Annotated in this window: 14 protein-coding genes and 1 pseudogene; 10 read left to right on the plus strand and 5 right to left on the minus strand. The window is 66.6% G+C overall.

All coding sequences use genetic code 11. From position 1 onward, the window contains the following. Positions 1 to 89 precede the first annotated feature (89 nt). From ABT001_RS15770 to ABT001_RS15785, 4 genes are all read left to right on the plus strand, one after another. Positions 90 to 1,145 (plus strand): aldo/keto reductase, encoded by a 1,056-nt coding sequence (locus ABT001_RS15770; protein ID WP_351277168.1) that lies wholly within the window; start codon positions 90 to 92, stop codon positions 1,143 to 1,145. A gap of 40 nt (positions 1,146 to 1,185) precedes the next feature. Further along, positions 1,186 to 1,488 (plus strand): hypothetical protein, encoded by a 303-nt coding sequence (locus ABT001_RS15775; protein WP_351277170.1) that lies wholly within the window; start codon positions 1,186 to 1,188, stop codon positions 1,486 to 1,488. A 13-nt stretch (positions 1,489 to 1,501) separates the two neighbouring features. Then, a complete protein-coding gene (locus tag ABT001_RS15780) occupies positions 1,502 to 2,617 on the plus strand; it encodes a DNA alkylation repair protein (protein ID WP_351277173.1) in 1,116 nt (371 codons plus the stop codon). Positions 2,618 to 2,811: 194 nt separating this feature from the next. Further along, positions 2,812 to 3,183, plus strand: coding sequence for a nucleoside triphosphate pyrophosphohydrolase family protein (locus ABT001_RS15785; RefSeq protein ID WP_351277176.1), 372 nt, complete (start codon positions 2,812 to 2,814; stop codon positions 3,181 to 3,183). 34 nt (positions 3,184 to 3,217) lie between these two features. Here the strand turns inward: ABT001_RS15785 and ABT001_RS15790 are convergent, their stop codons facing one another. Then, positions 3,218 to 4,165 (minus strand): helix-turn-helix transcriptional regulator, encoded by a 948-nt coding sequence (locus tag ABT001_RS15790; RefSeq protein ID WP_351277178.1) that lies wholly within the window; start codon positions 4,163 to 4,165, stop codon positions 3,218 to 3,220. Positions 4,166 to 4,228: 63 nt separating this feature from the next. On the opposite strand from ABT001_RS15790, the gene ABT001_RS15795 reads away from it, so the two are divergent. Together ABT001_RS15795 and ABT001_RS15800 are read left to right on the plus strand one after the other, a co-directional pair. Then, positions 4,229 to 4,636: a cupin domain-containing protein gene (locus ABT001_RS15795; protein WP_351277180.1), complete on the plus strand. Its 408-nt coding sequence runs from the start codon at positions 4,229 to 4,231 to the stop codon at positions 4,634 to 4,636. 202 nt (positions 4,637 to 4,838) lie between these two features. Continuing rightward, positions 4,839 to 5,219 (plus strand): VOC family protein, encoded by a 381-nt coding sequence (locus tag ABT001_RS15800; protein WP_351277183.1) that lies wholly within the window; start codon positions 4,839 to 4,841, stop codon positions 5,217 to 5,219. A gap of 132 nt (positions 5,220 to 5,351) precedes the next feature. Here ABT001_RS15800 and ABT001_RS15805 read toward each other — a convergent pair whose 3' ends face one another. The 3 genes from ABT001_RS15805 to ABT001_RS15815 all read right to left on the minus strand — a co-directional run bounded on the left by ABT001_RS15805 (position 5,352) and on the right by ABT001_RS15815 (position 7,229). Further along, positions 5,352 to 5,726: a nuclear transport factor 2 family protein gene (locus ABT001_RS15805; protein WP_351277186.1), complete on the minus strand. Its 375-nt coding sequence runs from the start codon at positions 5,724 to 5,726 to the stop codon at positions 5,352 to 5,354. 217 nt (positions 5,727 to 5,943) lie between these two features. After that, positions 5,944 to 6,408, minus strand: a complete 465-nt coding sequence (locus ABT001_RS15810; RefSeq protein WP_351277189.1) for a cupin domain-containing protein — start codon at positions 6,406 to 6,408, stop codon at positions 5,944 to 5,946. A 209-nt stretch (positions 6,409 to 6,617) separates the two neighbouring features. Next, entirely contained in the window at positions 6,618 to 7,229 is a 612-nt protein-coding gene (locus ABT001_RS15815; protein ID WP_351277192.1) for a TetR/AcrR family transcriptional regulator, read from the minus strand. A 338-nt stretch (positions 7,230 to 7,567) separates the two neighbouring features. Between ABT001_RS15815 and ABT001_RS15820 the strand changes: the two genes are divergently transcribed. The 3 genes from ABT001_RS15820 (at position 7,568) to ABT001_RS15830 (ending at position 10,193) form a co-directional block, all read left to right on the plus strand. Continuing rightward, on the plus strand, positions 7,568 to 8,044 hold the full coding sequence (locus tag ABT001_RS15820; RefSeq protein WP_351277195.1) for a nuclear transport factor 2 family protein: 477 nt from the start codon (positions 7,568 to 7,570) through the stop codon (positions 8,042 to 8,044). A 225-nt stretch (positions 8,045 to 8,269) separates the two neighbouring features. Continuing rightward, positions 8,270 to 8,734: a nuclear transport factor 2 family protein gene (locus tag ABT001_RS15825; RefSeq protein ID WP_351277198.1), complete on the plus strand. Its 465-nt coding sequence runs from the start codon at positions 8,270 to 8,272 to the stop codon at positions 8,732 to 8,734. Between the two features lie 586 nt (positions 8,735 to 9,320). Continuing rightward, on the plus strand, positions 9,321 to 10,193 hold the full coding sequence (locus tag ABT001_RS15830; protein WP_351277201.1) for an LLM class F420-dependent oxidoreductase: 873 nt from the start codon (positions 9,321 to 9,323) through the stop codon (positions 10,191 to 10,193). Positions 10,194 to 10,569: 376 nt separating this feature from the next. Here ABT001_RS15830 and ABT001_RS15835 read toward each other — a convergent pair whose 3' ends face one another. Next, complete coding sequence (locus ABT001_RS15835; RefSeq protein WP_351277204.1) at positions 10,570 to 10,968, minus strand: hypothetical protein; 399 nt, start codon at positions 10,966 to 10,968, stop codon at positions 10,570 to 10,572. Between the two features lie 325 nt (positions 10,969 to 11,293). Here ABT001_RS15835 and ABT001_RS15840 point away from each other — a divergent pair. After that, positions 11,294 to 11,546, plus strand: a pseudogene (locus ABT001_RS15840) (ISAzo13-like element transposase-related protein); the annotation flags it as partial. Positions 11,547 to 11,661 lie beyond the last annotated feature (115 nt).

The raw sequence follows: 11,661 nt of genomic DNA on the forward strand, positions 1-11,661 counted from the left end.
TCAGCGAGTGTGGAGTCCACGCCCCACCGCGGACCATCGTCCGCATCCGCAGTTCTGAGACTTACTCCGAGAATCCAGAAGGAAACACCATGTCACTCACCTCATACCGCACCCTCGGCCGCTCGGGGCTCCGCGTGAGCCCTCTCGCCTTCGGCGCGATGAACTTCGACGACGGTAGCTGGGGCTCCGGCCCCGAAACCTCGTTCGGTCTGCTGGACCATTACCTCGACGCCGGCGGCAACTTCGTGGACACCGCCAACATGTACAACGGCGGCGCCTCCGAAGAGACCCTGGGCCGCTACTTCGCCCAGCGTCCCGGCCGCCGTGACCGCGTCGTCCTGGCGACGAAGTTCGGCGGCAGCATGGCAGCCGACGATCCCAACTCCGGCGGTGCCGGCCGCAAGGCGATCCGCACTCAACTGGACGCATCACTCCGGCGGTTGAACACCGACTACATCGACCTGTACTGGATGCACCAGTGGGACCGGCACACTCCCGTCGAGGAGACCCTTTCCACCCTCACCGATCTGGTCCGCGCGGGCAAGATCCACGCCATCGGCCTGTCCAACGCGCCCGCCTGGTGGGTCGCCGAGGCCGCCACCACCGCCCGGCTGCGGGAATGGGAGCCCGTCGCCGCACTCCAGGTGGAGTACTCCCTGCTCGCCCGCAGCGTCGAGGGCGAGACCTTCGGAGCCGCCCGCCGCTTCGGACTCGGCATCACACCATGGAGTCCGCTGGCCAGCGGTGTCCTGTCCGGCAAGTACTCGCGCACCGCCACCGAGGTGGCCGGTTCCGGGCGCACCGCGTACGCCGCCTCCTACCTGAGCGAACCGACCTTCGTCCTCCTCGACGCCCTGCGGGAGATCGCCGGCAGCCTCGGTACGACAGTGGCAGCGGTGGCGCTCGCCTGGGTGCGGCAGCGCTCCGAGGTGACGTCCACCCTGGTCGGCGCCCGGACTCAAGAGCAGCTGGCCGCCAATCTCGCCTCGCTCGACATCACGCTCACCGACACGCAGATCACCGAACTGGACAGCCTCACGGCACCCACCCTCGACTACCCGCACAGCATGATCGAGTCCATGGTCGGCTTCCAGCAGGGCGACACCACGGTCAACGGCCTGTCCGCCAAGGCGTTCGTTCGCTGACCTCCCTCAACATCACTGCGTGACGAGAACGGAACACGCCATGGCCGAGACACTTGAGATCACCACCTTGCGCCCAGCGCCGGGCCTCTCAGCCGACGACTTCGTAAAGGCGAACGCGGACATCGACGCCTACCTGAAGCGACAGACCGGCTTCCTGTGGCGACGCATCGTCGAGACCGACGACGGACGCATCATCGACATCGTCGCCTACGACAGCCTGCCGCACGCCCGCACCGGCGCCGCCGGAATCACCGGCGAGATGGCGGACTCTCCCGTCCATGCCACGATCGACCACGACAGCGTGGACTGGCAGCTCACCACCGCACTGCACCACGTCACATGACGGAGAGACCAGCATGCCGTTCGCCGACGAACTCATCAGCCGCCACACCGTGCAGAACCTCACGCACACCATCCGGGCCGCCGCTCCGGACACCACCCTCACGGCACTGCACGCGGCAGCACGGCAGATCGGCCCGCTGGCACTCAGACAGCGCGCCGACCTGCTGCGCGACGCACTGCTGACAGACCTACCGGGCGATTACGCCACACTCGCCCGGACCGTACGAACAGCCCGCGACAGGGCACCGCAGTTCACCGGATGGCTGATCTGGCCGGTCACCGGCGCGCTCGCCACCCGCGCCGTCCAGGAAGACGAGACCGCCGCCTTCGACGACGCGATGGCGCTTCTCGCCGAGCTCACCGGGCGACTCTCCTCCGAGTTCGCGATCAGAACACTGCTGCGACACGACCTCGACCGGGCGCTCAACACCATCGTGAGCGACTGGACCCGATCGGCGGACCCCGACGTGCGCAGGCTCGCCTCCGAAGGCACCCGTCCCTACCTGCCCTGGGCGGTACGGGTGCCGCAGATCCTGACCCGTCCCGGAGCGACGGTCCCCATCCTGGACACCCTCTACCGGGACGAGAGCGAATACGTACGCCGCTCGGTCGCCAACCACCTCAACGACCTCAGCCGCGACCATCCCGAGGTCGTCGTCGACACGGCGCGCCGCTGGCTGGACAGTCCTGACGCCACCACGGAGCGCCTGGTGCGGCACGGGCTGCGCACGCTCATCAAGCGCGGCCACCTCGGTGCACTGGAACTGCTCGGTTTCGCTCCCGCGGTCCTGGACGTGGTCGGGCCCCGACTGGACCGGGACGTCGTCCCTCTTGGCGAGAGTGTCCAGCTCACCGCCTCAATCCGCAACGTAGGTGCTTCTGCGGCGCGGCTGACGATCGACTACATCGTGCATCACCGCAAGGCCAACGGAACCCTGACCGGTAAGACCTTCAAACTCGCCACCCGAACCCTCGCACCGGGTGAACAGATGGAGGTGATGCGGGAGCACTCGTTCCGGCCGATCACGACACGGCGCTACTACCCGGGGCGGCACGCAATCTCCCTCCAGATCAACGGAGTCGAGTCCGACCGGGCCGAATTCGAGCTGGCCCCCACGGACACACCGTGATGGGCGGCACGGAGGGAAGCGGGGCGGTCTCCGGGCCCCTGCAGGCGATCACCGGCCACGACCACCCCGCATCGGCCACGGGTGTCACCCGTCTGCCGACAGACCGCATCACCACACCGACAGACCAGGACCAAATCCGTCCGCATCTGCCTCTAGCGTCGTCAGTGACATCGATCTCCCCGGAGGGACCCTCAATGAACGAGACGCCGACACACGACGACAAGGCCGGCCTCGTCGAGGCCGAGGACAGGGCGCTGCAGGTCCGAGCTCAGTACGAGCAGATCGAGCAGCGCGTTCTGGGCCGGACCTGGACACTGCCGGAACTCGCGCTCGGCTTCACGAACGACGCAGCCTACGTCGGGCGCCTGGTGCTGGCCGCCGAGCGCACCTGGGGCATCGACGGTGACGTGGACGCCGAACTGCGGCACAAGCTGGCCGAGTGCCTGTGGTGGGTCTTCGTGCTCGCCGACCGGCTCGACGTCGACATGCCGGAAGCCTACGAGGCCACCATGGACCGCATCGGTGCCGGCCTGCAGCGCACCCTGCACAGCATGCCCAAGGGCTGACACAGAGTTGATGCGCCGTTCGTCGGCGGCAGCCTCACAGTGCCTGAAGCAGTTCCTGCACCTGCTGTCGCAGTGCCTCTCGTACGGTGTCGGGCGACAGGACTCGCAGAGGCATGGCCAGGCTGAGGAGGTAGCGGGCAAGGTCTTCAGCGTCGTAGCCGCCGATTTCGACGAGGGTGGCATCGGGCCCGTCCGGGCGGTGGACACCCATCGTGGTGGGGATGAGCTGCACTGCTCGGTCCATGGGCAGAGGCACACGAACCGTCGTGTACAGCGGGAATGTGCCCGCCGGGATGGATTCGCAGACCAGTCGTGCGGCGTCGGGCGGATCGGAGATTGCTGCGGCGCGCCCCGTGGTCCGGATCCGTACGACCCGGTCGGCCCGGAAGGTGCGCCAGTCGCCTCGCGCCAGGTCCTGGGCCACGAAGTACCAGCGGCGGGCCGTATGTACGAGGCGGTAGGGGGCGATCTCCCGGTTCGTGACCCGGCCTTCCCGGTTGCGGTACGTCAGGGTGACGCGCTCCTGTCGGCGGCATGCGGCGGTCAGTTCGAGCAACATGGCCGAGGCGATCTGAGGCTCTTCGGTTCGCGGAGTATGGACCAGGGCCGCGTCCATTTCGGCCAGCCGTATGGCGACCCGGGGCGGCAGGACCTGGCGCAGTTTCAGGAGTGCCGACAGTGCGGAGTGATCACCGCCGAGTACGCCTCCGAGTGCGGCTTCGCGAAGCCCGACCGTCACGGCCAGGGCCTCGTCGTCGTCGAGGATCAGTGGTGGAATACGGGTCCCGGCCTGAAGGCGGTAGCCGCCCCAGGGCCCGGCGTCGGACTCGACCGCGTAGCCGAGCTCCCGGAGTCTGGCCACGTCACGCCTGACGGTGCGCTCATGGACCTCCATTTTCCCTGCCAGTTCGGCGTTCGTCCACGAAGGGCGTGCGGACAGCAGGCCGACCAGGCGCAGCAGACGGGCAGAGGTACTGATCACGGACGAAAGTCTTCCCTATGACCAGGACTGAAGCTGTCCTGGTCTCGCCGTAGCGTCTTCTTCATGACCACAGAACACATCTCCGCACATGAACTCGGCCGGCCGCAGCACCGGATCTGGAGTGAGATCGAGCCGACGCCTCTGGGGGACTTCGGCAACCAAATCATGATCAAAGCGCTGACCGCCGACAAGGCACAGGTGCTGCACGTGACGATCGCGGCGGACACAGTAATCCCCAATCCTGCGGATCCGGGCGAGCAGGAAGTCCACCCGATGGAGCAGATCGACGTCATCCTGACCGGTCGCATGGCGTACGTCGTCGACGGAAAGAAGCTTGTCCTGGGGCCGGGCGAGGCACTTGGCATCCCGGGGGGAGTGCCCCATTCCGCGACTGCGCTCGAGGACACCACCATGATCGAGGTCTTCACACCGGTCCCGGACTTCCCGACCGGTGAAGTGCGCACACCGTGAGCGCGGTGTCGCACAGATACACATGCGACGGCACCTCAGCGCGGGCGCGCCGGCGTCTGTTCGGTCCGGCACGAGCTGAAACGGAACATGTGGACAACGACGGCAGAGGAACGTGAGCGTTCGGCGGTGACGGGTTACGCCCTTCACCGCCGAACGACAGTCAGCACCCCAGGGGCCGGCCCCGCCGGCAAGGAGTCTTCTGATGAGCGCTCATACCGATACCGATCCTGCGATCCGCTACCTGGCCGTCACCTTCGACTGTTCCGACCCCGCCGAGCTGGCTCGCTTCTACAGCGAGGCCCTCAACCTGCCCATCACTCTTTCCACTGACGGCTTCGTGCTGCTGGGCCGTGAGGGTTCACCCGGGCTGGGCTTCTACCGCTTGGACGACTACCGACCTCCCAGCCGGTCGGACCCCTCGGTGCCGAAGCAGGCTCATCTCGAACTGGGGGTGGACGACCTGGACACGGCCCAGGCCCGGCTCATCGCTCTGGGAGCCGTCGTAGCGGACGTGCAACCGCTTCCCGGCCGGCGGCGCATCCTTCTGGACCCCGCGGGCCACCCTTTCTGCATCACCCTGTGAGGCCACGCTCGCCCTCGGGCAGGGGCGTCGACCATGCGTCTTGCGGACGCAGGTCACGGGCTTCGTCGTCCGAGTGCTGTCGTTCCCCGCGAGCGCCTCGGGGCGTCGGTGTGGTGCGCACGCGTCGGCGCCTCAGTGGTGCTGACTGACGGGGATGTAGTTGGCGTACGCCTCGATGCGGGTGATCAGGCCGGTGCCGTCGAAGCCGAAGTGCACCGCGGCGTGCACCTCACCACGCTTGCCATCGTTCGCTGTCACGTGCACAACGTGCTGCTGGAGGACCTCGTCCGGCTGAGAGAGCTGGCGGAGAATGTCGTAGCGGATCGATTCGTAGGAGCCGATCTGCCGTCTCAACCCCTCGAAGTACTCCTCGAACGTCTCATCGCCCTTGCCGTCGTTGTGCCAGACGGTGGCTGTCTCGGCGCACAGGGCACGCGCGGACTCCCAGTCGGACTTCTCCAGTGCGCGGAGGTAGGTGATGACCTTGTCCTTGAGGTTCTGGCTCATGGTGGTCCCTTTTCTGATGGGAGCTGTGGGTCGCCGACGGGGGCGGGGCGGTTCCGGTCGGAGGTGCTGGACCAGGATGCGCTCGCCTCAGTACCGGGTTCAGGCGGTGGCTGTGGGGTGGTCGGATCAGACGCCCGGTGCGGCCGACGTGAGGAGCGGCAATCTGAGCCGACGCCCCGATGTCTTCATGGATCGGGGCATCGGTCTCGCCAGGCGTTCAGGCGGGCGGTGGGCCGTCGTGGTTCACGACTCCGTAGTCCGACGCGAGGCCGGAGTGCTCGGAGTCTGCTCGCGCGTCGGCGGGTCCGACCGTGTGGAAGAGCCCCTCGACGGCTCCGGGGTTATTGATGACCAGGACCTCCGCGGTCGGTGTGATCGTCTGGAAAGTGTGCGGGACCAGCCGAGATACGTAGATGTAGGCGCCTGCCTCGGCGTCGTGCACCTCGCACTCGTCCAGCGAGGTCGACCCGACCCAGAACCGGACGCGGCCGGACAGGACCACCCAGCTCTCGTCCTCCCGGCTGTGGGTGTGCAAGGGCGGCGCATCCTCGCGGCCGACGGTGAGACGCATGACGCTGACCGCTCCGCTCGTCTCGGCGTTGGTCGCCACCTGCTCGATGACCTTGTTGTAGTAGGGGAAGTCCTGGCCGTCGCCTGGGTTTCGTATGAGGGCAATGCTCATGTTGAGGTCTCCTTGCGGCGTGCTGCCTCAATGAGGCGGCCGGTTCGTCGAAGCCGATGTGGTGGGCGCTGCGGCGCACGGGCGGAATTCGGCGGTGCGGTCCGTACGGCGGGTATGCCCGCGCGCCATGGTGATGAGGGCACACCGGCGGCAGAGCGCACGGTGGTGCTTTGAGGCTGCTCAGCGTTACGGCCGACCAGGCCGACGGCTCAGGTCGTCGGCGACTGCGGTGGCTGACGGATCCAGTCGGGTAGGAGGGCGTACAGACGGACAGCGATCTCTTCCGGGTCGCAGCCGGTGTTGCCCCCGACGGCTGCGGAGAAAACTCCGTGCACGCCGGAAGCGGTGTAGACGTCCTCGACCGAGTTGTGCGGGCCGAATTCGTGCTCGTCGATGCCCAGGTCGCGCCTGAGGGCGTGGAGTTGCTCCAGGAGGAGGTCGCCGATCCCCATCAGTCCGCTCGGTGATCGCCAGGTCGAAGCCAGCAGGAAGAGGCTCCTGCGCTGCCTGAGCGAGTCGAGCATGGCGTTCAGCGTCGCCACTGCCACGGCGGTCGGGTCCGCGCCCATGTGTCGATCGCTGATGTTCAGGACGTGGAGGGCGCGAAAATCGTCTGCGATCACGTACACCGCCGCCTCTTCGACGGAGTCGAAGTGGTTGTAGAAGGTGGCACGGTGGATGCCGGCGGCTTCGGAGAGGGCAGAGACCGAGGGGCACGACTGTGTCCGCTGCATGAGGTCGGCAAGTGCGTCCGCGATCGCCCGTCGCGAGCGTGTGAAGCGCGGGTCCGCGTCGTTCGCCGGGGGCTGATCACTCACCATGGACGCACCCTACGTCGCGGAGGCTCGCCACGCTTCGCCCCCCAGGTTTCCGGGGGCCGCCGTCGAGGTCCGGTCATTGGCGGGTACGCCATGGACGCCTCGCAGGCACCGGTGACGTGCCTCCTGCTCGCCTTCGTGCGACGCGCGGCCCACAGAGCGGCACGGCGCAGGTCCGATCCCCTGCCGCCGCCGGTGGCGGTCGTCATTCGAGCACCGGGATCCACTTCGGACATGACACTCCTTCGAACGGGTTCGCTCTCGACGCTACCACTATTCGACACCTGTCGATCAGTGGTCTACGGTGGATCGTGTACCGACCCGCCAAATAAGGAAGCACCATGTCGACAACAGGCAGCAGCACCTCCACCGCGGCAATCGCGGACAAGATCGCCGTGGTGGAGACCATCTACCGATACGCAGCCGGCCTCGACCTGCGTGACAAGGGCCTACTCGCGTCCGCGTTCACAGACGATGCCGTAGCCGATTTCGGTCCGGCCACGAGAAAGGCCGGCCAGGAGTACCCGCCGGTGGAAGGCCGCGAAACCATCGCCGCAGCCCTGTTGGCCTCGCTCAGTCACCTGGACACCACGCACTCCGTGAGCAACCCGCGCGTGAGCCTGGACGGCGACAAGGCGCACCTCGAAGCGATCGTGGCGTGCCAGCATCTGCCCCGAGAGGACCACTCCCGCCACGTCCTCATGACCAACCGCTACGACGTCGCACTTGTCAGGAGCGGCGACGTCTGGCTCATCCAGCACGTCACCGTCGACAACGCCTGGACCCAAGGAGATCCCACCGTCCTCGCCGGAATCTAGGAACCTGCCTGGCGAGGGGCCGTCTCCGCATCGTTCTCAGCAGTCCCGAGGGGTCAAAGCCCCGCACTCCAGCCGACACGGTGCAGCAGTAGGCCCGACCCAAACGCCTCCATGCCTGCGGCGCATGCCCTGACCCCTTCGTCGTCAACAGGCGGCAGCGGCCTGAAGGTGCCGCCGCAGGCAGCCGGGACACCTTGTCACTCTCTCCAACACGATCGGACTCTCATGAGCGAACACCCCGGTCCGGACTGCTCGGACCGCAGCGAGATCCTCGGCCTGCTCACGGCCTACGTCTTCGGCCTCGACCACCGCGACTTCACTCGCGTTGCCTCCGTCTTCACCGAGGACGCCGAGGTGGAGAACGTCTTCGACACCTACCTTGCGGAGGGAAAGCAGTTCAGCGGCCTGACGACCGGTGGCAGCGCGGTCGCGGACGGCGCCCGCCAATTGTTCAAGAGCCTCGACGCGACGCAGCACTTGCTGGGTGCCCAAACCGTCGAAATCACGGATGCGGGAGCGCACGCGTCCACGCAGATCGTCGCCCATCACCACCGGGGTGGAGGCTACTACCACACCGGCGGCACCTACGAGGACGACCTCGTGCGCACCGCCGATGGCTGGCGCATCTCACGCCGTACTCTGCGCATCCACTGGACAACCGGCAGCCCTGACGTATTTCTCATGGCGTAAAACCTTGGAGCGGCCCAACTGCTCTGGCGATCGGTGATCCCAGCGCATAGCTGCCGGCGCCGGTCCAGACCGAAGGCCGCGCGTGGCGCTTCACTGCCCCGGCAGGCCGACATTTCCCCTCCACGGCTGCGGTCTCCAGCTGCGCCGCACCGGTCCCCATGTGCTCCTCCATCCCGGTGCAGCCTCCGCACAGGACGTCAGGGCTGTGCGGCGCACCCCCTTCGTGCAGCCTTTCTCATGTGCGTCGCGTCCATGAGTGTGGTGTTTTTACACCCCACCGGATCCCCACGACACCCCGGCTTCGACGCCCTGCACAAGCCCGGAGCGGAACCCCTGACCCGTCAGGCATCGCGGGCAGCGTGGCCGGGGGACCTAACCCGCTCTTCAACCGGGACTGGGCGGTCGCCGCCGAGGGCTTCGTGGTCGGTCTGCGTGCCCTGGCCGGGCCTGAAAGCCCGGGACGGTGCGTGCCGGTACGCCGCTGCTGTCGAACACCACCTGCCACGGCTCGGCGGCGCGTTGAGCTGGGCCCGGAGATCAACCGAGGCCTCGGCAGAAACCAAATGAATCAGAAAGGATTGTTCCAATGAAGTTCGGGGTGAACTGCACGTTCACCGATCGATCGACCATGTCCCCGGCCGAGTATGGTCGAGCCGTTGAGGAGCGAGGATTCGATTCGATTTTTCTCGCCGAACACACGCACATTCCCGTTGACGAAAGGTCGCCGTACCCGTTCGGTGACCGTCCGGCCTCCCTCTATCACACCATCGCCCCCTTCGTGGCACTCACCGCGATGGCGGGTGTAACCCATCACCTGCTTCTCGGCACTGGAATAGCGCTGGTGGCACAGAGGGACCCGATCACCACGGCCAAGCTCATCGCTTCTCTGGATCTGGTGTCGAACGGCCGGTTCATCTTCGGAATCGGATCGGAATGGAACGCCGAAGAGATGGCGAATCACGGTGGGGATCCCGCCAGACGTGGCGCAATAGCATCTGAACATATTCTCGCGATGAAGGAGATATGGCACCGCGATAAGGCAGAGTTCCACGGCGAATTCGTGAACTTCGATCCCATCTATTCGTGGACCAAACCTGTGCAACGCCCGCATCCCCCGGTCTGTATCGGTGGAGGAGAAAAGGCATTCGCCCGGGTGGTGGAAGTCGGAGACGGCTGGTTTCCCAACCCTCAGTCGTCCGACGGCCTGAAGCCGAAAATTGAGCGGCTGCGCGAATTCGCAGGCCGTGAAGTTCCGGTGACAGTCCTGCACGTGGGGGCGGCCGAAGCTGAGATCGTCAACGGATACGGACAGGCCGGTGTGGAGAGGATCGTCTTTCCCCTCGACACGGAGGCGACCGACCCGCTGGCAGACCTCGATGAATTGGTCGCGCTCACAGCTGACCTGGCAGTCGACCTGGACAGTTCGCTGATTCCGGGCACCAGTGAGCGCGAAGCGTAGTCATTCTGTTTCATTTGCATGGAGAGCCGGCGTGCCTCGACTCCCTCCTCCAGAGGGATCGGTCTGCAGTTGATGGCCAGGCCCGCCTCCCTCGGCCCGCAGGCGGTCGTGACCTCGGCGTTCACGCAGCCGGGAGTCCTGCCGCGCCATCCACGGAACAGTCAACTCAGCGATGAGTGAACCGGGCTGTTTCCTCGGGATACCAGTGCAGATGCGATGCGAAAGAGCCGTACGGGCCAAGACAGACGTCACAATCTCTTCAACCTATACGGCTCCCCTCATGCCATGGCCCAGCACGGCGTTTCGTGGAAATTTTGGTCGATTTTCGCCCGGCCTCATCGGAGTTGAGGCAAGAAGGCGGTCGGGCTGCAGCCCCTCACCACCGGAATTCACCGTCGTAGAGGCGTCGGTGCCACCATTCGCCATGCCACCGCAGGCGCCGGTAGGCGTGTGGGTCGGGCAAGGTCCGGCGGCGGAACTCTGCGTCCAGACATGCCACCACTCGCCCGAGTTCGGCGCGGGACGGCTGTGGAAGCGAACGCAACGCTTCTTGCAGAATGTCCCGGGCGTTCGCCACGTCGACGAGCGAGGACTCCGGATGGGGAGAGTCTGGGAAGCACAGGTCCAGGTTGCGGCCGGGCTGTCGCAGGAACGCCCGGTAGTACCTGAGCGCGGCTTCCACCGCCCCGTCCCACAAGCCGTCCCGCAGCCCGGCCCAGGAGTCACCGTGCTCACGCTCCGTGCGCTGGATCTCGGCGCAGGTGCGCTCGGACAACCCGGGAATTCGACAGGTCCAAGGGCTCCAAACGGGCGGGACCGGATTTTCGGCGCGAAGCGCGCCGGGCCGTCTACGCGGCATGGGCCTTTCGGTTGGTCATCATGCTCGCGATCATGCCGGACGGCCTGACAGCCCACAAGGCCCTGCGGCCCTCACCGCCTCCCGGCAAACTCGCACCATCCGATCTTCCCGGCTTGCGCTCGCCAACAACCCACTTGTCGAACGGAGCCTCGATGAACAGCAGCCCACGCCCCGCTCTGTCGCGGACCCCCGACATCGGCGATGCAGCGTGGAGGGCCACCGCCGCTGTCGTGCACGTCGCAGTAAGAAGAAGGAGCTCGTCGGAGAGTTCAGGAACGGCGGCCGTCAGTGGCGGCCGGCGGGTGACCCAGCGGGGTGGGCGTCCACGACTTCGCCGACCCGCAGATGGGCAAGGCCGTTCCCCCCATGGGGTCAACGACATCGAGGCGAACACCGGTTGGGTCGACGTCGGCACCGATCACGACACCGTCGCGTTTGCCGTTGAGTCAATCCGCCGCTGGTGGCACGGCCAGGGCCAGGACGCCTACCCGCGGCGACCCGGCTGCTTGTCATTGAGCGCTTTTCAACCTGACCGTGGGGCTGTGGTGTTGGTCGGTGCGGGCTGTACGGAACGACGAAGCTCCTGGTAGACGGGTTCCCGACCAAGAT

The organism is Streptomyces sp. NPDC002793, assembly GCF_040295485.1.
In the GTDB taxonomy this organism is placed as follows: domain Bacteria; phylum Actinomycetota; class Actinomycetes; order Streptomycetales; family Streptomycetaceae; genus Streptomyces.

Bases quoted from the DNA above. Each gene is read 5' to 3' on its own strand.
- ABT001_RS15785 (WP_351277176.1), top strand. From the start codon at position 2,812: ATGAACGAGACGCCGACACACGACGACAAGGCCGGCCTCGTCGAGGCC.
- ABT001_RS15820 (WP_351277195.1), top strand. From the start codon at position 7,568: ATGTCGACAACAGGCAGCAGCACCTCCACCGCGGCAATCGCGGACAAG.
- ABT001_RS15810 (WP_351277189.1), bottom strand. From the start codon at position 6,408: ATGAGCATTGCCCTCATACGAAACCCAGGCGACGGCCAGGACTTCCCC.
- ABT001_RS15775 (WP_351277170.1), top strand. From the start codon at position 1,186: ATGGCCGAGACACTTGAGATCACCACCTTGCGCCCAGCGCCGGGCCTC.
- ABT001_RS15815 (WP_351277192.1), bottom strand. From the start codon at position 7,229: ATGGTGAGTGATCAGCCCCCGGCGAACGACGCGGACCCGCGCTTCACA.
- ABT001_RS15770 (WP_351277168.1), top strand. From the start codon at position 90: ATGTCACTCACCTCATACCGCACCCTCGGCCGCTCGGGGCTCCGCGTG.
- ABT001_RS15830 (WP_351277201.1), top strand. From the start codon at position 9,321: ATGAAGTTCGGGGTGAACTGCACGTTCACCGATCGATCGACCATGTCC.
- ABT001_RS15805 (WP_351277186.1), bottom strand. From the start codon at position 5,726: ATGAGCCAGAACCTCAAGGACAAGGTCATCACCTACCTCCGCGCACTG.
- ABT001_RS15800 (WP_351277183.1), top strand. From the start codon at position 4,839: ATGAGCGCTCATACCGATACCGATCCTGCGATCCGCTACCTGGCCGTC.
- ABT001_RS15825 (WP_351277198.1), top strand. From the start codon at position 8,270: ATGAGCGAACACCCCGGTCCGGACTGCTCGGACCGCAGCGAGATCCTC.
- ABT001_RS15780 (WP_351277173.1), top strand. From the start codon at position 1,502: ATGCCGTTCGCCGACGAACTCATCAGCCGCCACACCGTGCAGAACCTC.
- ABT001_RS15795 (WP_351277180.1), top strand. From the start codon at position 4,229: ATGACCACAGAACACATCTCCGCACATGAACTCGGCCGGCCGCAGCAC.